The 24,006-nt window shown below is 31.4% G+C and carries 25 protein-coding genes; 12 read left to right on the top strand and 13 right to left on the bottom strand.

The features are described from left to right. The 3 genes from ACOSP6_RS00875 to ACOSP6_RS00865 all read left to right on the top strand — a co-directional run. Window positions 1–744 (top strand): gliding motility-associated C-terminal domain-containing protein (locus ACOSP6_RS00875; protein WP_422095682.1); only part of this gene is annotated, 744 nt, incomplete at its 5' end. Between the two features lie 17 nt (window positions 745–761). Further along, complete coding sequence (locus ACOSP6_RS00870) at window positions 762–1,700, top strand: type IX secretion system membrane protein PorP/SprF (protein WP_422092593.1); 939 nt, start codon at window positions 762–764, stop codon at window positions 1,698–1,700. A gap of 12 nt (window positions 1,701–1,712) precedes the next feature. After that, window positions 1,713–3,851, top strand: a complete 2,139-nt coding sequence (locus ACOSP6_RS00865; RefSeq protein WP_422092592.1) for an OmpA family protein — start codon at window positions 1,713–1,715, stop codon at window positions 3,849–3,851. Window positions 3,852–3,947: 96 nt separating this feature from the next. Here the strand turns inward: ACOSP6_RS00865 and ACOSP6_RS00860 are convergent, their stop codons facing one another. The 4 genes from ACOSP6_RS00860 to hglS form a co-directional block, all read right to left on the bottom strand. Further along, complete coding sequence (locus ACOSP6_RS00860) at window positions 3,948–4,397, bottom strand: hypothetical protein (RefSeq protein ID WP_422092591.1); 450 nt, start codon at window positions 4,395–4,397, stop codon at window positions 3,948–3,950. Between the two features lie 62 nt (window positions 4,398–4,459). Continuing rightward, a complete protein-coding gene (locus ACOSP6_RS00855) occupies window positions 4,460–7,357 on the bottom strand; it encodes an FAD-binding and (Fe-S)-binding domain-containing protein (RefSeq protein WP_422092590.1) in 2,898 nt (965 codons plus the stop codon). Window positions 7,358–7,571: 214 nt separating this feature from the next. Then, on the bottom strand, window positions 7,572–8,030 hold the full coding sequence (locus tag ACOSP6_RS00850) for an Lrp/AsnC family transcriptional regulator (protein ID WP_422092589.1): 459 nt from the start codon (window positions 8,028–8,030) through the stop codon (window positions 7,572–7,574). A 24-nt stretch (window positions 8,031–8,054) separates the two neighbouring features. Beyond that, window positions 8,055–9,485, bottom strand: a complete 1,431-nt coding sequence (hglS, locus tag ACOSP6_RS00845) for a 2-oxoadipate dioxygenase/decarboxylase HglS (protein WP_422092588.1) — start codon at window positions 9,483–9,485, stop codon at window positions 8,055–8,057. A gap of 297 nt (window positions 9,486–9,782) precedes the next feature. Between hglS and ACOSP6_RS00840 the strand changes: the two genes are divergently transcribed. Beyond that, entirely contained in the window at window positions 9,783–9,941 is a 159-nt protein-coding gene (locus tag ACOSP6_RS00840) for a YqaE/Pmp3 family membrane protein (RefSeq protein ID WP_422092587.1), read from the top strand. On the opposite strand, the gene ACOSP6_RS00835 is transcribed toward ACOSP6_RS00840, so the two are convergent. The 9 genes from ACOSP6_RS00835 to ACOSP6_RS00795 form a co-directional block, all read right to left on the bottom strand. After that, the gene (locus tag ACOSP6_RS00835; RefSeq protein ID WP_422092586.1) at window positions 9,942–10,280 is read right to left on the bottom strand and encodes a tRNA-binding protein; all 339 of its coding nucleotides are present in this window, start codon (window positions 10,278–10,280) and stop codon (window positions 9,942–9,944) included. It lies immediately after the preceding gene. After that, the gene (locus ACOSP6_RS00830) at window positions 10,277–10,741 is read right to left on the bottom strand and encodes a DUF962 domain-containing protein (protein ID WP_422092585.1); all 465 of its coding nucleotides are present in this window, start codon (window positions 10,739–10,741) and stop codon (window positions 10,277–10,279) included. The genes ACOSP6_RS00835 and ACOSP6_RS00830 overlap by 4 nt, the downstream gene beginning before the upstream one ends. A gap of 76 nt (window positions 10,742–10,817) precedes the next feature. Further along, on the bottom strand, window positions 10,818–11,894 hold the full coding sequence (locus tag ACOSP6_RS00825; protein WP_422092584.1) for an energy transducer TonB: 1,077 nt from the start codon (window positions 11,892–11,894) through the stop codon (window positions 10,818–10,820). Between the two features lie 172 nt (window positions 11,895–12,066). After that, window positions 12,067–12,738 (bottom strand): energy transducer TonB, encoded by a 672-nt coding sequence (locus ACOSP6_RS00820; protein WP_422092583.1) that lies wholly within the window; start codon window positions 12,736–12,738, stop codon window positions 12,067–12,069. Between the two features lie 307 nt (window positions 12,739–13,045). Then, a complete protein-coding gene (locus ACOSP6_RS00815; RefSeq protein ID WP_422092582.1) occupies window positions 13,046–13,975 on the bottom strand; it encodes a peptidylprolyl isomerase in 930 nt (309 codons plus the stop codon). Between the two features lie 39 nt (window positions 13,976–14,014). Beyond that, window positions 14,015–15,574 (bottom strand): hypothetical protein, encoded by a 1,560-nt coding sequence (locus ACOSP6_RS00810; RefSeq protein WP_422092581.1) that lies wholly within the window; start codon window positions 15,572–15,574, stop codon window positions 14,015–14,017. Between the two features lie 9 nt (window positions 15,575–15,583). Further along, window positions 15,584–17,173: a peptide chain release factor 3 gene (locus ACOSP6_RS00805; protein WP_422092580.1), complete on the bottom strand. Its 1,590-nt coding sequence runs from the start codon at window positions 17,171–17,173 to the stop codon at window positions 15,584–15,586. A 94-nt stretch (window positions 17,174–17,267) separates the two neighbouring features. After that, window positions 17,268–18,302, bottom strand: a complete 1,035-nt coding sequence (locus ACOSP6_RS00800; RefSeq protein ID WP_422092579.1) for a TlpA family protein disulfide reductase — start codon at window positions 18,300–18,302, stop codon at window positions 17,268–17,270. Between the two features lie 41 nt (window positions 18,303–18,343). After that, complete coding sequence (locus tag ACOSP6_RS00795) at window positions 18,344–19,060, bottom strand: peptidylprolyl isomerase (protein ID WP_422092578.1); 717 nt, start codon at window positions 19,058–19,060, stop codon at window positions 18,344–18,346. A gap of 104 nt (window positions 19,061–19,164) precedes the next feature. Here ACOSP6_RS00795 and idi point away from each other — a divergent pair, with 104 nt between their 5' ends. The 8 genes from idi to ACOSP6_RS00755 all read left to right on the top strand — a co-directional run bounded on the left by idi (window position 19,165) and on the right by ACOSP6_RS00755 (window position 23,970). Then, window positions 19,165–19,695 carry an isopentenyl-diphosphate Delta-isomerase gene (gene idi, locus ACOSP6_RS00790; protein ID WP_422092577.1) on the top strand — a complete coding sequence of 177 codons (531 nt, stop codon included), beginning with the start codon at window positions 19,165–19,167 and terminating at the stop codon, window positions 19,693–19,695. After that, window positions 19,696–20,109, top strand: coding sequence for a 6-pyruvoyl trahydropterin synthase family protein (locus ACOSP6_RS00785; protein ID WP_422092576.1), 414 nt, complete (start codon window positions 19,696–19,698; stop codon window positions 20,107–20,109). Further along, window positions 20,110–21,090 carry a type I phosphomannose isomerase catalytic subunit gene (locus tag ACOSP6_RS00780; protein WP_422092575.1) on the top strand — a complete coding sequence of 327 codons (981 nt, stop codon included), beginning with the start codon at window positions 20,110–20,112 and terminating at the stop codon, window positions 21,088–21,090. A 209-nt stretch (window positions 21,091–21,299) separates the two neighbouring features. Continuing rightward, window positions 21,300–22,040: a 3-deoxy-manno-octulosonate cytidylyltransferase gene (kdsB, locus tag ACOSP6_RS00775; protein ID WP_422092574.1), complete on the top strand. Its 741-nt coding sequence runs from the start codon at window positions 21,300–21,302 to the stop codon at window positions 22,038–22,040. Beyond that, window positions 22,030–22,722: an HAD family hydrolase gene (locus ACOSP6_RS00770; RefSeq protein WP_422092573.1), complete on the top strand. Its 693-nt coding sequence runs from the start codon at window positions 22,030–22,032 to the stop codon at window positions 22,720–22,722. Before kdsB ends, ACOSP6_RS00770 begins: the two co-directional genes overlap by 11 nt. An 8-nt stretch (window positions 22,723–22,730) precedes the next feature. Continuing rightward, window positions 22,731–23,360, top strand: a complete 630-nt coding sequence (locus ACOSP6_RS00765; protein WP_422092572.1) for a CatA-like O-acetyltransferase — start codon at window positions 22,731–22,733, stop codon at window positions 23,358–23,360. Between the two features lie 20 nt (window positions 23,361–23,380). Beyond that, complete coding sequence (locus ACOSP6_RS00760) at window positions 23,381–23,647, top strand: hypothetical protein (RefSeq protein WP_422092571.1); 267 nt, start codon at window positions 23,381–23,383, stop codon at window positions 23,645–23,647. 122 nt (window positions 23,648–23,769) lie between these two features. Further along, window positions 23,770–23,970 (top strand): hypothetical protein, encoded by a 201-nt coding sequence (locus ACOSP6_RS00755; RefSeq protein ID WP_422092570.1) that lies wholly within the window; start codon window positions 23,770–23,772, stop codon window positions 23,968–23,970. Window positions 23,971–24,006 lie beyond the last annotated feature (36 nt).

The following is a 24,006-nucleotide window of genomic DNA, read 5'->3' as shown; positions in this document are numbered from 1 at the left end:
GGTACACCAAATGATCCAAGTGATGATATTGTGACGTATATTCCAAATCCAGATTTCAATGGAACGGATACATTCACATATACAATTTGTGACAACGCTAGTCCAGCGAACTGCTCAACAGCTACTGTAACTATTACGGTTGTACCTACCCCAGATGCAGTTGATGATACAGCTACAACTAATTCTGGTGAGGATGTTGATATTGATGTGACTGTAAACGATAATGACGTTCCAACAGATGGTACATTGACCGTAACAGATCCTAACAATGGAACAGTAAATGTAGATGATAATGGTACACCAAATGACCCAAGTGATGATGTTGTTACTTACACACCTAATGATGGATTTACAGGAACAGATACATTTACATATACAATTTGTGATAATTTAGTGCCACAGAACTGTAGTACTGCAACAGTAACTATCTTTGTAGAAGATGAATGTCTCACTGTGTATAACGAGTTTAGTCCAAATGAAGATGGAATTAATGATTATTTAAAGATTAATTGTATTGAAAACTATCCAAATAATACAATTGAAATTTTCAATAGATGGGGTAACACGGTTTATAAAATCCAAGGGTATAATAATGATAATTCTGATAGGAGGTTTGAAGGAATTTCGAATGGTAGAGCAACCATTCAGACGGATGATAAGCTACCAGTAGGAACATACTATTATGTCTTAGATTTAGGTGATGGAAGTAAGATTAGAAAAGGTTGGATATATATTAATAGATAAAATACGAAGAGTAAACAATGAGACTATTTTTGTCAAGTAAAGCACTATTGCTTTTGTTGTTAAGCATTTTTATTAAAACAAATGTTTTTTCGCAACAAGATCCCCACTATACTCAGTATATGTTAAATACCATGTCTGTTAACCCTGCATATGTGGGCTCAAAAGGACATACAGTGCTAACGGCATTGGGAAGAACCCAATGGGTTGGTTTTGATGGAGCACCGGATACACAGACATTAAGTTATGATACGAGTTTAGCTATTAGTGGACTAGGGTTAGGTTTTAATTTGGTTAATGATAAATTAGGACCTTCACATGAGTTGTATTTAGATGGTAATGTTTCTTATACTATAGAAACCGGAGAAGAAGGAAACCTGGCATTTGGTTTAAAATTAGGAGGTAGGGTTTTAAACGTCGATTGGAGTATTGGAAACCCCAATGGTGATGGTAATGATCCAAGTTTTGCTCAGAATATTGTAAATCGATTTTTACCTACGGTAGGAGCAGGTATTTATTACCATGAACCAGAATGGTACATCGGTTTATCCGTTCCAAACTTTCTTAGACAGGAGCATTATGATGCGCAACGAGCAAGTGGACAAGTTGCTGTAGAAAGATTGCACTATTTTCTAATTGCTGGTTATGTATTTGATATTAGTGATGATGTTAAGTTCAAGCCAGCTGCATTAGCAAAAGTAGTTTTTGGTGCGCCAATGTCGCTTGATGTTTCCGCTAACTTTTTGTTTAGTGAACGTTTTAGAGTTGGTGCGGCATGGCGATGGGATGATTCGATAGCTGCGTTATTGGGAGTTCAGGTAAGCGAATCATTACACATCGGATACGCTTATGATTTAACTACTTCCAATTATAATGTTGTAAACTCAGGAACGCACGAAGTATTACTTCGATATGAAATATTTAAACAGGCTAGAATTAAATCCCCTAGATTTTTTTAAAGCATAACTGTAATGAAAATTCTAAAAACCAAATTAATCATCCTCTTTCTTACTTTTTCAGCAATACTTGTTAATGGACAGAGTAGGAGAGTTGCAGACAAGTATTTTGAAGAGTTTGCTTACTTTAAAGCGGCTAAAATTTATGAAGCGGTCTATCAAAAGGGAGATACCACAAAATATCTTCTAAAAAGACTAGGAGATGCATATTATAATAATTCCCAAACAGAAAAGGCTGAATTCTGGTATGGGAAGTTAATAGAAGAAAAAAGAGAAACAGATCCATCTTACTTATTTAAATACTCACAGGTTTTAAGAAGTAATGGATATATTCAAAAATCTGATTCTATTTATAAACTTTTAAACATACAGCTTAGCACTCAAAGTGGCGAAAAGTATATTGATAGAGATAATAATTTTCAAGATTTTCTGAATAATGGAGACAAGAAAATTAGCTTAAGAAACCTAAGTATAAATACTCCATTCTCTGATTTTGGTGGAGTGATTTTTGAGGATGAAATTTATTTTGCTTCAGCTTCACCTAAGGGAGAAAAAAGAGAGAAACTATACCGATGGAATAACCAACCTTTTCTTAATTTATATAAATCTAATGGTTACTTTGAAAGAGTAGATGAAGTTAAAACTGATTCTGTTTATGAGCTTGAGAATAAACGTATTTTATCAGAAAATATTAATACTCAATTTCACGAATCTTCTCCTGTATTTACTAAGGATGGAAAGGTAATGTATTTTAGTAGGGTTAACTATAATGGCAAGAAGTTAGGTAAGGATAAAAAACTTACTGTAAATTTAAAGCTTTACAGAGCAGAAAGGGACGGAGATGATTGGAAAAATGTGGAAGAGTTACCTTTTAATAGTGATGACTACTCAGTTGCTCATCCGGCTTTAAGCCCTGATGGAAAGACTTTATATTTCGCATCAGACATGCCAGGAACTTTGGGGCAAACAGATATTTTTAAAGTTGAGATTTTAGAAGATGGTTTCGGAGAACCTATTAACCTAGGGAAAAGTATTAATACTACGGAAAAAGAAATGTTTCCATTTATATCAGATGATAATGTTCTTTTCTTTTCTTCAAATGGACATAAAGGATTAGGTCTTTTAGATATTTTTCAGACAAAAATATATAACGATAGTACTTATAGTCAAATTACAAACCTAGATTATCCATTTAATAGTAAAAAAGATGACTTTTCATTTTATTTAGCTAATGACGGAGAAAAAGGTTTCTTTTCTTCAAATAGATCAAAAGGTAAAGGAGATGATGATATTTATAGTTTTTATATCACTGAAATTCCTGAATCTGAAAAATGTTATCAATATGTAACAGGAGTTGTTACAAATAAGGTGACTAAAGAAAGAATTCCTAACACAATAGTGAAGTTAATTGATGATTTAGGAACAGTTTTAGAAGAAAAGTTAACTGATAGCAGAGGAAGCTATAATTTCAAGCTCGAATGTAAGGAGGAAAATTATGTAGTTATTGCAGAAAAACGTGATTATAGAAATCCGGATAAGAAAAATGTTGCAGTAGCGGGTAAAAATAAGAATGAAAGGTATACAGCTGATTTAGTGTTAGATCCGTTAATTGTAGGTGATCAAATTGTAATTAAACCAATTTATTTTGATTATGATAAAGATTTTATTCGTGAAGATGCACAATATGAATTAGAAAACATCGTTACTGTCATGACTAACCATCCAAAGATGGTGATTAAAATTGAATCACACACGGATAGTAGGGGGGCAAAATCATACAATAGAAATTTATCTGACAGAAGAGCAAAATCTACAAGAGACTTTATTATCTCGAGAGGAGTTGAGCCTGAAAGAATTGAAAGTGCCATAGGATATGGAGAAGATAGATTATTGAATCATTGTAACGATAAGAATAGTAGAAAATGTACTGAGGAAGAGCATCAATTAAATAGAAGATCTTACTTTTTCATTGTAAAAGGTAAAGAAGTTTCTATAGATAACGCAAAACCAACGGTAATAGACAAAAAAGGATATAACAACCAAAAAGAAATGCTAGAAAGGTTGAGTAAGTTTAAATCTAAAAAGACAAAAACACTTAGATCTAAACCTGAAAGCAATAAATGTTTTAAAAGTAACAGTGACTGTAGTAAATAACAATTAAAGTAATCCCTAAATTATTTTATTGTACGTAAGTATGTTAAGAAAAGCGAGAAAGAAATTTCTCGCTTTTTATGTTTATAATGAATTATCTTAGATAGCGGCTTCGGTACTTTTATAGCTTTTATAATATTGCATAATAATAAAAGAGCACATAACGGATGAAGCTATTCCTTCAATTGCTAAAGCAAAAACAACCATTTGTAAACTCAATTCTTTTCCCCAAAAAGAGGAGTTCTCTAGTACAGTAATAAAATTTGGGTCAATAAAACCAACGTAAATGATTAGTCCTATAATAGTAAGACCAACACCAATTACGGCTGCTCCAAAACCTGCATAAAAATTGCTGAAATAAGAGTGTTCTTTGTTAAGTTCAATATTTGTTTTTATAGCTCTATTTACTCCCCAAAAAACGAAAAGAAAGTTTAAAAAACGTAATTCTGAAACATTATCTAAACCAAATAATTTCATGATTAAGAAGTAAACTACAATTAAGCCGTAAATAAGAAGTGCATTTTTAAAAATAATTTTATTTGTACTCATAAGAGAAGTATTAAGATTCGACTCTTATAAATATACAAAATAAACAAATGAAAATCAATTATTTATATAATTGCTTCTTTCAGTATAGTCACAGGGTGTTTTGCAATTCTCTTTGTACCATCAAAAATTTGATGCCTACAACTTGTACCTGATGCGGCTATTTCTGTTGATGAATCACATTTTCTAATTTTAGGAAATAAAGTGTCTTCGCCTACTTGCATACTCACTTTATAATGTTCTTTTTCGTATCCAAAAGAACCTGCCATACCACAACATCCAGTGTTCATAATACTTACCTTGTAGTTCTTAGGTAAATTCAGCATTGTAAATATCGAATGCGTAGTTGAAAGTGATTTTTGATGGCAATGCCCGTGTATTTTAATTTCTTTCTCCTCAGAAGAAAATAAATCAGGTTTTATGAAGCCGTTTTCTATTTCTTTGGCAATAAACTCTTCTATTGTAAATGTATTTTTAGAAATTTTTTCAGCTTCAGTTTTATTGTTAGCTAAGCGTAAATATTCGTCTCTAAAACTTAAGATAGCGGAAGGTTCAATTCCAACTAAAGGGGTTTCTTCTGTAACAATATCTTTAAAAACAGAAATATTCTTATTCGCAATTTCTTTAGCTTCCTTTAAAAATCCTTTTGATAAATAACTACGTCCGCTTTCTTCGTGCTTAATAATTTCAACTTGGTAACCAAGTTTGTCTAAAAGCTCAACAGCGTCTTTACCAATATTAGCATCATAAAAGTTAGTAAACTCATCATTAAAAAGATAAACTTTCTTCTTATTTAATGTTTTATAGTTTTTGGAATACCAGTTTTGAAGCGTTTTAGGAGCTAATTTAGGAACTTTTCGTTCTAAAGCTACTCCCATTATAGATTTCGCTATAAAAGTGTTTGTAACAAGGTTTGTTAGTCTTGGGAACTTACTTCCAAGTTTATTGTACTTAGCATTGTTCGCAAAAAGCTTACTTCTGAAAGAATACCCATTTGTTTCTTGATATTGATAAAGAAACTCAGCTTTTAAAGAAGCAACATCAACATTACTCGGACATTCACTTGAACATGCTTTACAGCTCAAGCATAAATCAAAAACTGTTTTTAATTCTTTATGGTTAAACTTATTTGCTTCGTTCGAATTGGTTAAGAATTCTCTTAATGTATTTGCTCTAGCACGTGTTGTATCTTTTTCATCTCTGGTTGCTCGGTAACTCGGACATAATGTTCCTCCAGCTTCTGGAGATTTTCTACAATCACCAGATCCGTTACATTTTTCCGCAAGTTTTAAAATTCCTTCACTATCAGAAAAATCAAGAATTGTTTCAATCTCAGGTTCATTGCGGTCAACTTCGTATCGCAGACTTTTATCCATCGGAAAAGCATCTACAATTTTACCTTGATTGAAAACATTATTAGGATCAAACCCTTTTTTTATTCTTTTGAGTAATTCATAATTCTTCTCACCAATCATTAACGGAATAAATTCTGCACGAACGATTCCATCACCATGTTCACCGCTAAAAGAACCATTATATTTTTTAACTAGTTCAGCAGTTTCAGTTGTTATTTTTCTGAACAAATCAACATCTTCAGATTTCTTAAGGTTTAAAATCGGACGTAAGTGAAGTTCTCCAGCACCCGCATGAGCATAGTAAACCGCCTGTTGTTGATATTTATCCATTATCGCTGAGAATTCTTCAATATATTCTGGTAAATCATGTAAATCAACTGCTGTATCCTCAATACAAGCAACTGCTTTTTTATCACCTACCATATTTCCAAGTAACCCTAATCCGGCTTTGCGTAAATCTAAAACCTTCTTAATGTCGTTACCATATACTTTCGGAAAATGATAGCCAAAATTATGTTTCTTAAGATCTGCTATTAAAGCGTCTGCTTTTTCTTCTGCTTTTTCCGGTGAAGTCTCTTTGATTTCTAACATTAAAACCGCTTCAGGATCTCCATCTAGGAAAAAGCGATTTTGGGCTTGTTCTCTATTGTTTTTCGTACAATCTAAAACAACTTTATCCATTAACTCACAAGTATATAAATTGTGATTCATGGCAACTACAGTGGCTTTTAAACTTTCATTTACACTTGTAAAATGTGGAGCAACCATAATACTTGAAGTAGGAGGTAAGTCGTCTAGTTGAATTTTAATTGCTGTTGAAAATGCCAATGTTCCTTCAGAACCTGAAAGGAATTTAGCAACATTTATAGTTTCTTTATCACCTCCGAATAAATTCGAACTTAGAAATTCATCAACAGCATATCCTGTATTTCTTCTATGAATAGATTCTTTTGGGAACTGAGATTTTATTTCTTCTTGTACTTCTGCAGATTTTAGTTCGTTATAAATTGATTTATAAATGTTTCCTTCAAAGGAATTTTCGAATGTTTTCTGCTTAAAATTTTCAGAAGAAATCTCTTCAAAGCGAGCTATACTTCCATCTGATAAAATAGCATCAATTGCGATGACTTTATCTCTCGTTACTCCGTATTTAATAGAGGTACTACCAGATGAATTATTTCCAACCATTCCTCCAATCATACAACGATTTGAAGTAGATGTATTGGGGCCAAAGAATAATCCATAAGGTTTTAAAAAACGGTTTAAATCGTCTCGAATAATACCAGGTTCAACAGTGATAGTTTTGTTTTCTTGATCAAACTCTAAAATATTGGTAAAATGTTTTGAAACATCCACAACAATTCCATCACCAACACACTGTCCAGCTAACGAGGTTCCAGCGGTTCTCGGAATCAAAGTTATTTTATACTCTAAAGCAAAAGAAATCAACTTTTGAATGTCCTCAATATTTTTTGGATACGATACTGCCAACGGAATTTTTCTATAAACAGAAGCGTCCGTCGCATACATTCGTTTATGTAACTCGTCGAATAAAAGTTCTCCAGTTAATTGCTTTGATAAAAGTTGTAGTTGTTCGTTAGTTATCATTGTTAACCTTTATGATAAAATTATATCAAGAAATAAATATTTAGAAGTGATTACGATTCACTTCTCTTTCACAAATATCATTATTTTATTTGTTATAAACCTGTCGATAGAGTTGAAATAAGGAATTATAAGTTTGTCTACCCTTTTTTTGATTTTACCTTAAATTACATTGAAGATATTGCCTTTTTAAAAGGGAATAATCATCTAATTCAATTTATTTGATTGAAATATTTCTTTTGAAACAAGTATCGAAACAGATAAAAGTATCCGTTCCTGCAACACCATTGATTAAATGAACTTTATCGTATAAAATCTTTTGAAGATGTTCGTTATCTCGAGCATATATTAAAATAAAAATAGCATAGTTACCAGAAACAAAATTACATTCTACAATTTCATCTATTTTCTCAAGCTCACGCATGACATCTTTAGCAAAACGAGCTTCTCTCAATCGAATCCCTGTATAAGATTTGGTTTTATAACCTAGCTTTTTTTCATCCAGGATAAACTCTGCATTTTTAATAACACCTTCGGAAGTAAGTTTTTTAATTCTTTGGTGAATTAGTGAGTTTGAAACATTTAATTCTTCAGCAATTTGAGAAAATGCTTTTCTTGCATCTTTTCTTAATTGATCTAGAATTTGTTCATCGATATAATCAAATTGATTTTTCAAAAGAATAGGGTTGTTATATAGATTTTAGGTATTAATTTCAAGCAAACATTTCTGAATAGTTTCATTTTGCATATCATCATACCATTTCATCAATTGATAAACAGGTTCACCTAAATCTTTTTCGAACAAAGATTGATTAGAAGTTCCTTCATACTCACGTTTCGCATCGTCTGTACCTAGATTAGAGGCAAAAATACCAGCTGCACTTACAGGAAGAAAATCTTCGTAAACCATTGGTTCGATGCTTAAATAACCATCTTTTAATAACTGATTTACATCCTCTTTAGTGTATTTCTGATCTTTAGAAATGTTTTTAGCTTTTTCTGTTGTAAAGTAATGGAAATACGCTAAATCTTCTGATTGTAATTCTCTGTAATTATCAGGAAAAAGTTTGAAGTTTTCGGCTAATAATTGTCCATATTCTGATGCATTTTCAGCAGTAGGAGAACCGCCAATTGCTTTACGAGTTTTACCTAATAACTCGTTGTATAAATCAAGACCTTTTTGAGTTAAAGCAACTCCACGTTGTTCAATTTCACCAAATCTTGCTTTGTGTTCACCCATTTTACCATTTCCTGCATCATTTTTAAAAGTAACTTTTTCAGTCAATGCTTTAAAACTTGTTTGACGTAATAAAATCGGACATTTTCTTGTTGGTGGTCCTTCAATAGTATCTTTTGGAGGAATATTTCTTGCTGCCATGCTCGATTGAACTTCATCGATATCTAGAGTTCGTGGAGTTAGGTGATTGATATGTGGGCCTTTAAACGCTACAACATCTGCAATTAATCTGTGCTGTCCTAATAAAGCTTCGTACATTTCATAATCTACAGTGGCCGTATCGTGCCATCTAAAAGTTTCTAAGGCTTCTTGAACAAAAGTTTCAGCATCTTCTTTATTTAAACCACCTTCTTTTTCTGATTTTTCGATTAATTCTAGTGCCTTTTCTGTAAAGATTTGGCGATTTTCTAAAATGTCTTCAACGTTCTCACGAAGTTTTTCATCGTTAATTAAATCTAATCGTAGGAGTGAAGTAAATACTCTAAATGGAGCTTGGTTTAATGCAGTGTTTTCAATTGCTCTAAATGCTGTAGAGTGAACAGGAACACCTGCTGTTGCTAGATCATAATACCCAACAGGGAACATCCCCATAACCTTAAATAAACGTCTCATCGTAAATAATTCATAAGGTTTTCCTAAGCGAATTGCACCATGACGTTCCATATTTAATCGTGTAATTTCACCGGTATTAGCTAATTGTTCTTTTACTTCTTTTGATTCTGAAAGAACATTATCATTAATATCATGCACTAAATCGAGTAATTCTCCATATAGAGGAACTTCATCTTTATACATGTCAGACATGATGATTGCGAAACGATTACGAATATATTCTGGAGACACAAATGCTTTTGCATTATCAATGAAATTATCTTGTGTATTTTTAGATGACATAATTTATTGCATTTTACAACAAAATAAGTGAATTTACTTTTTATTTAATAATTTGGTGGTTAATTTTATTAAAAAAAAGGTGTTTTTATGTTGTTTTGATTCTTATTGCCTATGGTTAGAATCGTAAAAAGTAATTTTTACTAAATAGTTGCTTTTAAAAAGTCAAATTGACCAAATAAGTTTGATTATAAGAAGTTATTCAACTTTCCTTCACGATGTATTATAATCTAATTAATGAAGAGACTTACTGTAACAAACTACTCCAACACTCGTCTTAATAATAAAAAACGATTGTATATGAGCATTTTTAGAGTATTATTGGCGATACTTTTTCCACCACTATCTATTATAGATAAAGGATGTGGGTCATTCTTAATTATTTTTATTCTGACACTTTGTGGTTGGATACCTGGTGTAATTGGAGCGCTAGTGATCTTAAACAATCCAGATAGATAATTAAGAAACAGTTTCTCCGTTTTTAATTTTTTTTAGCGGATTTAATAGTACAACGTCACTATTTTCATTATAAACCCCTAGAACCAAACATTCACTCATGAAATTGGCTATTTGGCGTGGTTTAAAGTTTATAATAGCACTAATTTGTTTACCGATTAAATCTTTTTTAGAGTATAGGTTAGTAATTTGAGCGCTTGATTTTTTTATTCCTAGTGAACCAAAATCGATTCTCAATTTATAAGCTGGTTTTCTAGCTTCAGGGAAATCATTTATTTCAATAATAGTTCCAATTCTGATATCTATTTTCCGAAATTCCTCAAAACTAATTTCTTCAATCATTTTTTTGTGAGTTTTTCAAGGACCCAAAGAGGACCAACTAATAAGAATTGTAAATCTTTTAAAAAGGAAGGTTTTTTACCTTCAATTTTATGGCCGTAAAACTGTCCTATCCAGGCTATAACAAAAAGCGTTAGAGATACAATAAATAAATTAGTTATGTTTGATATCCAGTTGTTTCCTGCGATGCAAATAAGTATGACCGCTAACATTTTAATAAAATACCAAAAAGACAGGCGTAAGTAAAAAAACACCGAAATCAATACTCCAATTACGAATCCCCAATTTTCAATAAGTGGGTTGTAGAGTTTAAAGGTATTCTTTAGAAAATCATTTGGTATTGTCATGATAAGACCAATAATACTAAAGAATATTACTGGAACACAGATATAATGTATCAGTTGGTTTTTTTCATTTTGATGACTTTTTGAATATTCTGCGAATAACTCTCCTGCTGTTTTCATTTTGATATTATTTAATTATAGGAATAAAAAAAAGGTCAGAATTAATCTGACCTTTCAAATATAAGTAAACTCTTAATTATTTCAATCTGAAGTTAATTGGGAAAGCGTATTTAACGTTTACCGGTTTACCACCTTTCATTGCTGGCTTCACTCTAGGTAATTTCTCAATTAATTTTTTAGTAGCTTCTTCAAGAACTTTGCTTCCTTTTGGACCTCTTGTTCTTACGTCAGCAACGTCTCCGTTTGCATCAATAACGAAATAAGCGTTGATTTTTCCTTCAATGTTTTGATCTACCGCTTCTTGTGGATAAGCAAAATACTTGTTAATATGCTTACTCATTTCACTGTTAAAACAATCCAATGAGTTATCGCTAGAACATTTCTTAAATGCTGGAATGCTTTCAACTTCATCAAATCTGAATATTTGAGCAGTTTTTTCAACTGTTTTTGAAGTTTTTACATTTGAAGCTTTCTTACCTGGGATAACAAAGGCAATTGGAACACCGTATTTTACCTTTACAGTTTTTCCGTTATGTTTTCCTGGCTTAAATTTAGGTAACTTACGAACAATTCTCTCAGCTTCAGCCTCAAGTAATTCTCCTTGATAAGGACCTCTAATATTTAAGTTTTCTACATCTCCTTCTTTGTTAATTACGAACTGTACAAGTACACGACCTTGTATACTCTTATCGTAAGCTTCTTTAGGATATGTAAAGTTTCTTCTGATATGCTCCGCAACTTTAGTTTTGAAACATTTCTCTTGTTGATAGATAGCAACTGACTCACAATCATCAAAAAGAGGAATTTCTTCTACTAAATTGAATGGAACTTTTTCAACAACTTCTTCACTACTTAAATCTAAAGTACCTACTAATGAAGCTTTCTTTTTTAACGCAGCTAACTTGTTAGACGTCGCACTAGAAGAATTAACACCAGTTACGGCATCTCTTTTTCTAATTACTCTTCTTCTCGAAGTAACTTCTACTGAAATTTGTTTTGTTTTAGCGTCTTTGTCTTCCACCGAGCATTTTGTAATACTATTTAAATCTAATGCCGGTTCTCCGTTTGGGGTGTCGCAAGTCTCTTTAGATTGAGACACAGCATACTGCGTACTGAACGCCACAGCAGCAATTACTAGTAACTTTTTAACCATATTCTTAGGGATTAAGAGATTAACTTCGCGACTAAGGTAGGTATTATTAACGATTTAAAAAAATATTTTAAGATGTTTTGTGTTAATTCTGTAGATAAATGGTAATTATCTATAGATAAACGTATTTAAATTATAGATGAATTGCAAAATCCTAAATTTTTTAATAGCTATTTTATTCAGTGCTAAAATTAATAGGTAAACTATACTTTACATTGACTGGTATTCCTTTATGTTTGCCTGGTATAAATCTTGGTAGTTTATTAATCACTCTTCTTATTTCTGCTTCTAATAATGAATCCTTTTTTCTTGTTTTTATAAGTAAATCATTAACATTTCCTTGGATATCAATGGTAAATTGAATAAAAACTCTACCAGTCACCCCATCCTCAGATGCTCTTTCTGGGTCAAAGGTTTTTGCAAAATGCTTGGAGAAGAAATTATTAAAGCAATCTATATTATTTTCATTTTTACACTCAGGAAAAGAAGGGACCTTTTCTACCACATTAAATAGTACGACTTCTGTATTTAGTGTTTTGGTAAGTATTTCATTCTTAATCACTAAAGTGCTTTTTGTAACTTTTGAGTTTATGTTTTTAGCATTACTTTTTATACTATTTACTTTGCTACGTTTTCTTACAATTCTTTTCCTTGTTTTCTTTGCCGCAACCTTTAGAGAAACTTTGTTGGTGTTATCATCGCTTTTTTCAATAGTACATCTTGAAATTGTATTCAAGTCTAATAAGGTCTCGTTGTTGGGAGTTTCACATTGGTTTTTGTTTTGAGAAAAAACAGTACTACTTAATAACATAAAAATTATTAATAGCAGGGGGGATAAATTTTTCATTTTAAAAAGGAGGTATTTGAATTGGTTACTCGATTAATACATTACAAATTTCGCTTAAGATGTTTTAAATGATGTTAATTGTAGCTTATTGAAAAGTTAAGTTCTAAAAAATGCCTAACAAATAGTTTAAATAGGTTTTACATTTTATTAATATCGGGGTCAACGAAGAAATAGTTTTCTATCTACTCAAATCTATTAAAAACAAAAGCCAATTAAATTAACATATGTTAATCTAACCGGCTTTTGTTTATAGACTTAAACCATTAAATTGCAAATGGTTAAAGTTTTTAGCTTCAATAAAGTTTACTTACTTTACATTCATAAGTTCAACGTCAAAAATAAGTGTTGCATTTGGTGGTATTACACCTCCAGCACCTCTTTCTCCGTATGCTAAGTTTGAAGGAATTACTAATCTTGCTTTGTCTCCAACTTGTAATAATTGAATTCCTTCGTCCCATCCTGCAATAACTTGCCCGACACCAATAGCAAAGTCAATTGGCTGTTTTCTCTTGTATGAAGAATCAAATACAGTACCGTCTAATAATTGTCCTTTATAGTGTACTGAAACCATTGCTCCTTTAGTAGCTTTTTTACCTTCTCCTTTTTGGATGATTTTATAACGTAAACCACTAGGAGTTTCATCATATCCAGCTGCTACCTGATCAAGTAACTCTTTTTGCTTCGCTTTTTCTGCTGCTTCTCTTTTTTCTCGTTCCCCTTCAAAAGTTCTGAAAGCCTCAACTGCATTCCATTTTTCAGCAGTTTCACCAACACGTAAAATTTCAACCTGCATTTCGTCTTCTTGCTCAACAGCATCAACAACATCTTGTCCTTCAATTACGCTTCCGAATACCGTGTGTTTACCGTCTAACCATGGAGTAGCAACGTGAGTAATGAAAAATTGAGATCCGTTTGTTCCCGGACCTGCATTTGCCATTGAAAGTTTTCCTGGAGCGTCATGCTTTAAATCAGGATGAATTTCATCATCAAATTTATAACCTGGATTTCCTGTTCCAGTACCTTGAGGACAACCACCTTGAATCATAAAGTCTGCAATTACTCTATGAAATTTTAATCCGTTGTAATAAGGTTCTCCTTGAGGACGAGCTGAGTTTTCTAAATTTCCTTCAGCTAAGGCAACGAAGTTTCCAACTGTTCCTGGAGTCTTTTCATATTCTAGGTTTACTAAAATATCTCCTTTTGGAGTAGTAAACTTTGCGTATATACCGTTATTCATGTTTCTATAAATGTTTATTTGTTCAGTTTATTTTTCTAATTAATTTTTTCCGTTAAGGAACGATAGTCCGTAACTCAATCCTATATTTAATGAATTTGAACTTACATTACCCCAAGGCGAAATAATATGTCCTCCAGATACATTAAAAGTAATGTCATTATTAATGTGATAGTTTATACCAACAGTCGGTCTAGCTAAAACACCTTGTCCTGAGTCAACTCGACCACCACCTGCAACACCGGCGGATAATTCTAAGAAAGTAGATATTTTATTGTTCAAAAATTTATTACTTGTAACTCCTATTCCAAACATTCCGTGCGCATAACCTCCAGACTTGCCTTCATATGCAAATGAAGCCTCTCCACTTAAGTAAAAACGTTTGTTTATATCTAAATTTAGCTTTAATGCGATTAATTGAAGATCACTATTAGGTATACCAAATTTCGCAACGTCGAAATAGCTTTGATTTTGTACACCAATTTGTATTCCTTGAGTTTTAATTTCTTTCAACTTTTCTCCAGTAAATGGATCATTTGTTCCTCCACTTAAGCCATAATACTTTAAGCTAAATCCAGCAGTAATTGCTTCAAAACTAGCAATTCCTCCGATAGCTTTATGATAACCACCGTGGACACTTAATCCTACCTTATTAGTAATTCTAACATCAAAACCACCATTTGGATACATGGTTAATCCACCTTCTGGGAAAATTCTACCTCCAGCGGCACCTATACCGAATTTACCAAAAAGATTAATTCTTTTGTTAATTTCAACGTTTTTACCAACACCTAAAAACAAGTCCATAAATCCAGCGGTTAAACCTCCATACATTGCATCTAGTTGTGCGTAAATGAAAGTTTTTTCATTCAGATAGCGCTGGTATTCGAATCCTAAAACAGATAACATTTGATCTATAGGTTGGTATCTTGGGTTTGTACTCGCATCTGTTCTTGAGTTACCCATTGGAAAAAAATAATCAAATGTTACTTGTTGCACACTTTTGACAGCTGGAGTTTCTTCGTCTGTTTCGGAAATTTCAAATGTTTTGTTTGCGTCAGCATAAGACCCAACATTTAATCTTGTAGGTATTTGCACGAAAAATGAAATGTTATCGTCTTTCTGAATTCCAGTAAAGAAGTCGACATAACCATATTGAACACCAATTGAAAATTTGTTAAACTTATATTCTAGACCAACATTAGGATAAATAAGACCTCCACCGTTAACCAAAGATCTAAAACCTCCACCACCTCCAAAGTGAATATTGGCATCAAAGTATAAGCTCTTATAAATCCTTTTATTAACACCAAGATTAACCCCCAATGTAAAAAGACCTCCTTGATCACCTGTTACGGCTGCATGAAACCCTGCTCCTGTGTACAACCAATCGGTTAATGGAATATTATAATTAACCCCGATTAATCCCATTACAGGTTGTAATTCATAATTTACTTTGTCCGTAGGCTGATTTACTGAGATATAATTTACTCTAATATTATTATTCAACTCCTTAAATTTAAAAGAGGAATAGTCACTTTCTTCTTGAGAAAAAGCGCTAAAGCTTACAAGTAAAATTAGTAATAAAGTAATTTTCTTCATAATTAGATTTTATTCAAATTCACTAGTAAAGTGAAGTTTTACAGTTGGATATTTACTTTGTGTCATTTGAATAGTGAACGCAGAGTCTGCCAAAAACACTAATTGACCTTGTTTATCTTTTGCTAAATAGCGTTGTTTTACTCTTTTAAATTCCTTGAACTCTTCATTTTTTTCATCTTCAGGTTGAACCCAACATGCTTTATGAACGGCAATATTTTCGTAAGTACATTTAGCACCATATTCGTGTTCTAAACGATATTGAATTACTTCGTACTGTAAAGCTCCAACAGTTCCAATAATTTTTCGTCCATTCATGTCAAGCGTAAATAATTGGGCAACACCTTCATCCATTAATTGATCTAAACCTTTATAGAGTTGTTTTGCTTTTAACGGGTCTGCATTATTAACATAACGGAAATGTTCAGGAGAGAAGCTAGGAATTCCTTTAAAGTTTAATTTTTCTCCTTCAGTTAATGTATCTCCAATTTTAAAGTTTCCTGTATCGTGCAAACCAACAATATCTCCAGCAAAAGATTCTTCAACGATTTCTTTTTTCTCAGCAAAGAAAGCATTTGGACTAGAGAATTTGACTTTTTTGTTATTACGAACATGTAAATATGGAGTGTTTCTTTTGAATGTTCCAGAAACGATTTTCACAAAGGCCAAACGATCTCTGTGTTTTGGATCCATGTTCGCATGTATTTTAAATACAAATCCTGTTAGTTTATCTTCCTTAGAATCAACTAAACGAGTATCCGACATTTTTGGTTGAGGGTTCGGTGCAATATCAATAAAGCAATCCAATAATTCTTTTACTCCAAAATTATTTAAAGCAGAACCAAAAAATACAGGTTGTAGTTGTCCTTCGTCGTATTCCTGTTTATTAAATTCAGGATAGACCTCATAAACTAATTCTAATTCTTCACGAAGTGTATTGGCTGCATCTTCACCAACTAATTCATCAAGTTCAGGATTATTGACATCATCAAATTCTACACCTTCAGAAATGATTTGTTTATTGTCTCCAGAGAAAATATTGATTTTCTTTTCCCAGATATTATAAATTCCTTTAAAATCATAACCCATTCCGATTGGGAAACTTAAAGGAGTTACACGCAAACCTAGTTTTTGTTCCACTTCATCTAGTAAGTCAAAAGCATCTTTTCCTTCACGATCTAATTTATTAATAAATACAATCATTGGAATGTTACGCATTCTACAAACTTGAACTAATTTTTCAGTTTGTTCCTCGACTCCTTTCGCTACATCAATAACAACAATAACGCTATCTACTGCTGTTAAAGTTCTAAAAGTATCTTCGGCAAAATCCTTGTGACCAGGTGTATCAAGAATATTGATTTTTTTATCTCTATAGTTAAAAGCCAATACAGAAGTTGCTACCGAGATTCCACGTTGACGCTCTATCTCCATAAAATCGGAAGTTGCACCTTTTTTAATTTTATTACTTTTTACCGCACCAGCTTCCTGAATTGCACCACCAAATAAAAGTAATTTCTCCGTTAATGTTGTTTTACCCGCATCAGGGTGAGATATAATTCCGAATGTTCTTCTTTTCTGTATTTCTTCTAAAAAACTCATCTATAAATTTTGAAGTGGCAAAGATAGTTTTTAAAAGAAAAAGAGCCAAGAGTTTCATTTTATATACTAGCTGAGATGAAATCTATTAGAATATTTACTTAATGTTATTCAAAGAATTGGTTTCTAAGTAGTTTTTTACTTCAGAAAAACTTGAAAAATTAGCTGCTATTTTACCCTTTGAGTCTATTAAATAATATGTAGGAAAAGCTTCAATACTTAGTTGAGATGTAAGTTTTTTTTGATTTGAATTTTCTCTGAAATTTCTCCAATTATATTTGTTTTGATTAAGGTAATCAGACCATTCAGAATGATTTTCATCTTTTGATATTCCAAGAATTTCAACATTTTTCTCACTTAGAAAATCCAAGCCTTCAGCAATTTCTTTATGTTGTTGAACGCAAGGAGGGCAGTTTAGAAACCAAAAATCCAGTAAATAGAATTTATTCTTTTTTAAACTTATATGAGCAGTATCATTCTTTCTATTATAGAAGTTGTATTGGTTAATATTTATGTTTTTTATTTTTAAGAGAGATTCAATTCTTTCATCAATATTTAAGAAATGATCTTTAAATAAGTTGTTTCGTTTTTCTAGAGTATTCTTGAGTTCTAAAATTTGCTCTTTATTATTTTCGTTTTGATGTAAAAAACTATTAACCAAAGCAAGAGAAAAAGGATTATGAATATTTTCTCTAATTTTTTCTAATATAAACTTGTTAATAACTGATTGATTTGATTTACTTTTTTTTAATTCATTGTATTGGTTAACGTAATCTTTACTCACGTAAAACAATGCTGAATTTGTAACAGTGTCTATTTCGAATGTTTTATCTATAGTCCCTGTAATTACAACTTTCTCTCCATCCAACCAAACTTGTTTTCTTATTTTACCCGATTCGGTGTAAAACCAAAAGTTATAGAGGTCGTTTAGAGGTTTATCCAAATGAAGTTTTAAAGTGTCTTTGGATTTTACAGTATACCATTTTGTTTGACTGATATTTGAAAATTGTAAACTATCAATTTTAAAATTAGCAGTTACAATGATGTTTACATCTGCTAAGTTTGACTTTTCTTGTTTTTTAGAACAGCCAATAAAAGTAAAGATTGAAAGAATAAAAAATAATGGTTTCATAGCGTCTAGTTCGGTTTATTTTAAACGCCAATGTTGGAGGATTATTTCAAAACCTCAATTTTCATAGGAATATCAACTATTGGCCAATCGCTTCTCCCAGTTTTGACTTTTGAAATTTTTCTTACTGTTGAAAACCCAGAAATAACTTCTCCAAAAACAGTATAATCTCCATCTAAATGTGGAGCGCCTCGCTTACTGCTGATAATGTAAAAGTTAAAAGGGTTAGACTTTTTATAAGGATTATAATCTAATTGTCTAGCTAAAGCTAATGATCCATAAACATGTTTTCTCTTTGGCGATATTTCAGATGGTATTCGATAATTCTTGTACTTATTCTTTATATCTGTTGATTCTTGTCCGTCAGATTCTCCTCCTTGAATTGCCATTTCACCAGCAATTCTATGAAAAACAGTCGTGTTGAAGTAGCCAATTTTTGATAAAAAAACAAAACTAGCTCTGTGCAATGGAGTATCGTTGAATAATCTCAATTTGATTTTTCCAAACTTTGTTTTAATCACCACTTGAGTTTCTTTGTTCTGTTTACCATATTCAGTTAAAAAAGCAGTGACGTTTTTATGATTTAAGCTATCCCAAGGTTTTTCTTTAGGCTCTTCTTTTATAATTTTTACGGTAGTTGTATCTATTTTTTTTTCTGTAACTTTTTTCGGTGTAATTTCTTTTTCTTTTTTAGGTTTCTCGGCACAGTTATAAATAAGTAAAACAGAAAGTAATAAAATAATAACTCTAAAAAACTTCATAAATATTTGATTTAATAGCGATACAAATATAGCTTATGTATCTATAAGAATGATTTATGACTAATTTTTTGTGAGCACGGGTAATTTAGTACATTTGTGTTCGTATGGTAGAAAATGTAATTTTAGTAGATGAGCAAGATAATGAAGTAGGATTCATGGAGAAAATTGAAGCTCATGAAAAAGCAGTTTTGCATAGAGCTTTTTCTGTTTTTGTATTTAATGATAATAATGAGTTGATGCTTCAACAGAGAGCAAAAGATAAATATCATTCTCCTTTATTATGGACGAATACTTGTTGCTCTCATCAGAGAAAAGGAGAATCTAATATTGGAGCAGGGAAGAGGAGGTTACAAGAAGAAATGGGTTTTTCATGCGAACTTGAAGAAGTTTTTTCTTTTATATATAAAGCTCCATTTGATAATGGTTTAACTGAACATGAATTAGATCATGTAATGGTTGGTAGATTTAATGGAAAGCCAAATATTAATCCAGAAGAAGTGGAAAGTTATAAGTGGATGACTTTGGAAGCTGTTAAAGAGGATATAGCTGTGAATCCGGAGGAATATACTGCGTGGTTTAAAATTATTTTTGATAAATCTTACGATAAAATAGCTAACTTTAATTCTAAGAAATAAATGCCTAGAGTTACAGTACATAGAAAAGCACACTTCAATTCAGCACATCGATTATATCGAAAAGATTGGTCTGATGAAAAGAATTTTGAAGTTTTCAGTAAATGTAGTAATCCTAATTTTCATGGACATAATTATGAGTTAATTGTTTCATTAACAGGAGAAATTGATCCGGAAACTGGATATGTTTACGATTTAGGAAAATTAAAACAAATTATAAAGGAACAAGTTGAAGAGCCTTTTGATCATAAAAATTTAAATTTAGAGGTAGAAGAGTTTAAAACACTGAATCCTACTGCTGAAAATATTTCAGTTGTTATTTACAATAAATTGCGTAAAATCATACCATCGAGTTTAGATGTTGAAATTACGCTATATGAAACCCCGAGAAACTTTGTAACCTATTCAGGAGACTAAATGCTTACATTAAACCAATTTATTAAGTTCGAGCCAATTCTAAAAGAAAAGATTTGGGGAGGAGAAAAACTTGCAAATCTTTTAAATAAAAAAAACGATAACCCAAATGTGGGAGAAAGTTGGGAGATTTCTGATGTGGAAAGAGATACTTCTATTGTTGCTAATGGTGTATTAAAAGGAAAGAATTTAAAAGAATTAATTGAGCTTTTTAAGTCAGATTTAGTTGGAAATAAGATTTATAAAAGTTTCGGAAATAAGTTTCCGTTACTTATAAAATATATTGATGCCAAAGAAGCTTTGAGTATTCAGTTACATCCAAATGATGAATTAGCCCAAAAAAGACATAATTCGTTTGGGAAAACCGAAATGTGGTATGTAATGCAGGCTGATGAGAAAGCCAATTTAATAGTAGGCTTTCAGAAAGATAGTAATAAAGAAGAATACATTCATCATTTAAAGAATAAGTCACTGTTAAAGATTTTAAATGTAGATGAAGTTAGTAAGGGAGATGTTTATTTCATTCCAACAGGAAGAGTGCATGCAATTGGTGCTGGAGTTTTATTAGCTGAAATTCAACAAACTTCTGATATTACATATCGTATTTACGATTGGGATCGACAAGACGATCAAGGGAATTACAGAGAATTGCATACCGACCTAGCTCTTGATGCCATAGATTATTCTTCGCAGAAAAGATATTCTACTGCATACGAGAAAAAAGAAAACAAAACTTCTGAAATAGTTTCTTGTCCTTATTTTACAACAAACGTATTACCATTAAACGGAAGGATTGATGTAAATCATCAAGACAAAGATAGTTTCGTTATTTATATGTGTGTTGAAGGGGAAGTTACTTTTAGTAACTCGTCAAGCACAGAGTCAATTAAAATGGGAGAAACAATTTTGATTCCTGCAAAAATCAAAGACTTTACAATTGCCTCTAACGTAAAATCAGAACTTTTGGAAGTGTATATAAAGTAAAAAGCTCGAGCGTTTTGCGTATCCCGAGCTTTTTAACAAACAAACCAAATTAACTTACAAAAGAATCTATTCAAACTTAAAGGGTTTATAATCAGCGGCAAAACCAACTTCATAGTTTAAGTGTTAAAGTTTTACCTTTTTAACATTTATTCAATCCTATTTTCAGAATATGGAAATATGTATCTTTGACCTATTCTAATTCACATTTTATGAAAATCATTGCGATGATTCCTGCTCGATATAATGCGAGTCGTTTTCCAGGAAAATTATTAAAAGATTTAGGTGGTAAATCGGTTATTGTAAGAACCTACGAAAGTGCTTTACAAACTAAATTGTTTGATGAGGTTTATGTTGTTACCGACTCAGATGTGATTTACGAAGAAATTGAAAATGTAGGAGGAAAGATAATCATGAGTAAAAAAGAGCATGATTGTGGCTCTGATCGAATAGCTGAAGCAGTTGAAGATATGAATGTTGATGTGGTTGTAAATGTTCAAGGAGATGAGCCATTTATAGATAAAGTTTCTCTTGAAAAATTGATAAATGTTTTTCATGAAGATGTAAATAAAGAAATTGATTTAGCTTCATTAAAAGTAAAAATGAATGAGAAAGAGGAAATTGAAAACCCTAATAATGTGAAGGTTATTACCGACATAAATAATTTTGCTATTTACTTTTCACGATCAGTAATTCCTTATCACAGAGATAAGGATATAAACGCTACTTACTTTAAACACAAGGGAGTATATGCTTTTAGAAAAGAAGCATTAATGGATTATTATACAACTCCTATGACACCTTTAGAAGCGACCGAGAAAATAGAGGCGATTCGTTATCTAGAAGTTGGTAAAAAGATTAAAATGATTGAAACTTCAGTTGAATCTATAGGAATTGATACTCCTGCGGATTTAGAGAAGGCACTTAAAATTATCAGAAACAATGAACAGTAATATAAAAGTCATAGCATTTGATGCGGATGATACTTTATGGGTGAATGAAACGTATTTTAGAGATGCGGAAGATGAATTTGCTCAACTGCTCAATGATTATGAAACTGAAAATAAAATACATCAAGAGTTATTTAAAAAAGAAATTGAGAACCTAAAAATTTACGGTTACGGAGTAAAAGGATTTATGCTTTCTATGATTGAAAGTGCCTTAGAATTATCGAATAATCAGATTGAACCTAGTACCATCAATAAGATTCTTGACATAGGAAAAGATATGCTTGAAAAACCAATTGAGTTATTAGATGGAGTAGAAGAGGTTTTACAATCGTTACATGGTAAATTCAAACTTATCGTAGCTACAAAAGGAGACTTGTTAGATCAGGAAAGAAAGTTAGAAAGGTCAGGAATACTTAAATATTTTCATCATGTTGAAGTAATGAGCGAAAAGAAAGTTCCTGATTATAAAAAGTTAATAGGTCATCTAGATATTCATCCTTCGGAATTATTAATGATTGGAAATTCTTTGAAGTCTGATGTGTTACCTCTTTTGGAAATAGGAGCTTCAGCAATTCATGTTCCATTTCATACTACTTGGGCTCATGAAGAGGTTAATGAAAAGCAATCACAGAATAAAGATTTTAAAACCTTGGCAAATATTAAAGAGGTTTTAGATTTATTGTAATTAATAGAATGAAGAGATATTTAGATATTGAAAATTGGAACCGAAAAGAATTATATCAACATTTCAGAACATTATCGGATAGTAGTTTTGGTATTACTAGTAATGTTTGTGTAACTCAAGCTTATAAATATGCATCTCAGAATAAGGTGTCTTTTTTTGTAGTATATCTACATGCTTGTTTAAAAGCCTTAAATGCTGTTGAGAATTTTAAATATCGAATTGAAGATGATAAAATTGCTATTTATGACACGATTCATGCTTCTGCAACAATTTTGAGAGCAGATAAAACATTTGGTTTTTCGTTTATTGATTTTGATGAAGATATTAATGTATTTAATAGTAATTTTCAATTAGAAAAAGATCGAATTTTGCATTCTACTAATTTATTTCCTCCAAAGTATTCTTTGGGTTGTATTCATTGCTCGGCTATTCCATGGGTACATTTTACAGGTCATAAAGAGCCTGTTTCTGGAAATAGTGATGATAGTGTTCCTCAGTTAGCATTTGGAAAAGTAATAGAAGAAAATGAGCAAATGATTATGCCTGTTGCTGTAAATGTAAATCATGCATTAGTAGATGGTTATCATGTAGGTCAGTTTTTTGAAAAATTTCAGAATGAATTAGATAAAATGGTTTAATTTTGCTGAAAATTATTATTATGGCTAGTGTAAAAAATTTAAAAAAAGACATCAACTATACTTTAGGAGATATTATAGGAGAATGTAACGTATGGGAATTAGAAAACCCTGATGCTGATGCTTCAAAATCTCAAGCAATTGTAGATGAGGCTATTGCTACTTTTGATGAGTTAATCGCTAAAGTACACGATAAAGATGTTGAAAATAAAAAGGCACATTACAAGTCTATTAATGCAGAGTTAGAGAGTAGAGCTAATGCCTTGGTAGATAAATTAAACGCTTTATAAAATGTAATGTTTTATGTGTAAAAAGTCAATTTTGTTAATAAATTGACTTTTTTTTTGTTATTACTTTAACAAAACATGTAAAACATTTTTGTATATTTAAATCGTAATTTTAATTCCCTATTATGCCAAGAGCAATGTTCGAGTACACCAAGGTAGTACTCCAAAAAGTTAGCTTCAATGCAGAATTGTTTTGTAAAGAACTTGAAAAGGCCGTAAAAAGATTATTACCATATGAAGTAAAAGAACTAGAAATATGGTTAAGAAAGTTTACAGCGAATAAGCCAGAACTCTATATGTGTATGGCTGTTGTCGATAAAAACTAAAAAAAGAGAGAAGTTTTAAAACTTCTCTCTTTTTTT

This window comes from Tenacibaculum sp. MEBiC06402, from assembly GCF_049239625.1.
Lineage (GTDB): Bacteria > Bacteroidota > Bacteroidia > Flavobacteriales > Flavobacteriaceae > Polaribacter.
The sequence above is the reverse complement of the archived record's forward strand: the minus strand, read 5'-3'. Positions and strand labels throughout refer to the sequence as shown.

Bases quoted from the DNA above. Each gene is read 5' to 3' on its own strand.
- ACOSP6_RS00870 (WP_422092593.1), top strand. From the start codon at position 762: ATGAGACTATTTTTGTCAAGTAAAGCACTATTGCTTTTGTTGTTAAGC.
- ACOSP6_RS00865 (WP_422092592.1), top strand. From the start codon at position 1,713: ATGAAAATTCTAAAAACCAAATTAATCATCCTCTTTCTTACTTTTTCA.
- ACOSP6_RS00860 (WP_422092591.1), bottom strand. From the start codon at position 4,397: ATGAGTACAAATAAAATTATTTTTAAAAATGCACTTCTTATTTACGGC.
- ACOSP6_RS00855 (WP_422092590.1), bottom strand. From the start codon at position 7,357: ATGATAACTAACGAACAACTACAACTTTTATCAAAGCAATTAACTGGA.
- hglS (WP_422092588.1), bottom strand. From the start codon at position 9,485: ATGTCATCTAAAAATACACAAGATAATTTCATTGATAATGCAAAAGCA.
- ACOSP6_RS00840 (WP_422092587.1), top strand. From the start codon at position 9,783: ATGAGCATTTTTAGAGTATTATTGGCGATACTTTTTCCACCACTATCT.
- ACOSP6_RS00835 (WP_422092586.1), bottom strand. From the start codon at position 10,280: ATGATTGAAGAAATTAGTTTTGAGGAATTTCGGAAAATAGATATCAGA.
- ACOSP6_RS00830 (WP_422092585.1), bottom strand. From the start codon at position 10,741: ATGAAAACAGCAGGAGAGTTATTCGCAGAATATTCAAAAAGTCATCAA.
- ACOSP6_RS00825 (WP_422092584.1), bottom strand. From the start codon at position 11,894: ATGGTTAAAAAGTTACTAGTAATTGCTGCTGTGGCGTTCAGTACGCAG.
- ACOSP6_RS00820 (WP_422092583.1), bottom strand. From the start codon at position 12,738: ATGAAAAATTTATCCCCCCTGCTATTAATAATTTTTATGTTATTAAGT.
- ACOSP6_RS00815 (WP_422092582.1), bottom strand. From the start codon at position 13,975: ATGAATAACGGTATATACGCAAAGTTTACTACTCCAAAAGGAGATATT.
- ACOSP6_RS00810 (WP_422092581.1), bottom strand. From the start codon at position 15,574: ATGAAGAAAATTACTTTATTACTAATTTTACTTGTAAGCTTTAGCGCT.
- ACOSP6_RS00805 (WP_422092580.1), bottom strand. From the start codon at position 17,173: ATGAGTTTTTTAGAAGAAATACAGAAAAGAAGAACATTCGGAATTATA.
- ACOSP6_RS00800 (WP_422092579.1), bottom strand. From the start codon at position 18,302: ATGAAACCATTATTTTTTATTCTTTCAATCTTTACTTTTATTGGCTGT.
- ACOSP6_RS00795 (WP_422092578.1), bottom strand. From the start codon at position 19,060: ATGAAGTTTTTTAGAGTTATTATTTTATTACTTTCTGTTTTACTTATT.
- idi (WP_422092577.1), top strand. From the start codon at position 19,165: ATGGTAGAAAATGTAATTTTAGTAGATGAGCAAGATAATGAAGTAGGA.
- ACOSP6_RS00785 (WP_422092576.1), top strand. From the start codon at position 19,696: ATGCCTAGAGTTACAGTACATAGAAAAGCACACTTCAATTCAGCACAT.
- ACOSP6_RS00780 (WP_422092575.1), top strand. From the start codon at position 20,110: ATGCTTACATTAAACCAATTTATTAAGTTCGAGCCAATTCTAAAAGAA.
- kdsB (WP_422092574.1), top strand. From the start codon at position 21,300: ATGAAAATCATTGCGATGATTCCTGCTCGATATAATGCGAGTCGTTTT.
- ACOSP6_RS00770 (WP_422092573.1), top strand. From the start codon at position 22,030: ATGAACAGTAATATAAAAGTCATAGCATTTGATGCGGATGATACTTTA.
- ACOSP6_RS00765 (WP_422092572.1), top strand. From the start codon at position 22,731: ATGAAGAGATATTTAGATATTGAAAATTGGAACCGAAAAGAATTATAT.
- ACOSP6_RS00760 (WP_422092571.1), top strand. From the start codon at position 23,381: ATGGCTAGTGTAAAAAATTTAAAAAAAGACATCAACTATACTTTAGGA.
- ACOSP6_RS00755 (WP_422092570.1), top strand. From the start codon at position 23,770: ATGCCAAGAGCAATGTTCGAGTACACCAAGGTAGTACTCCAAAAAGTT.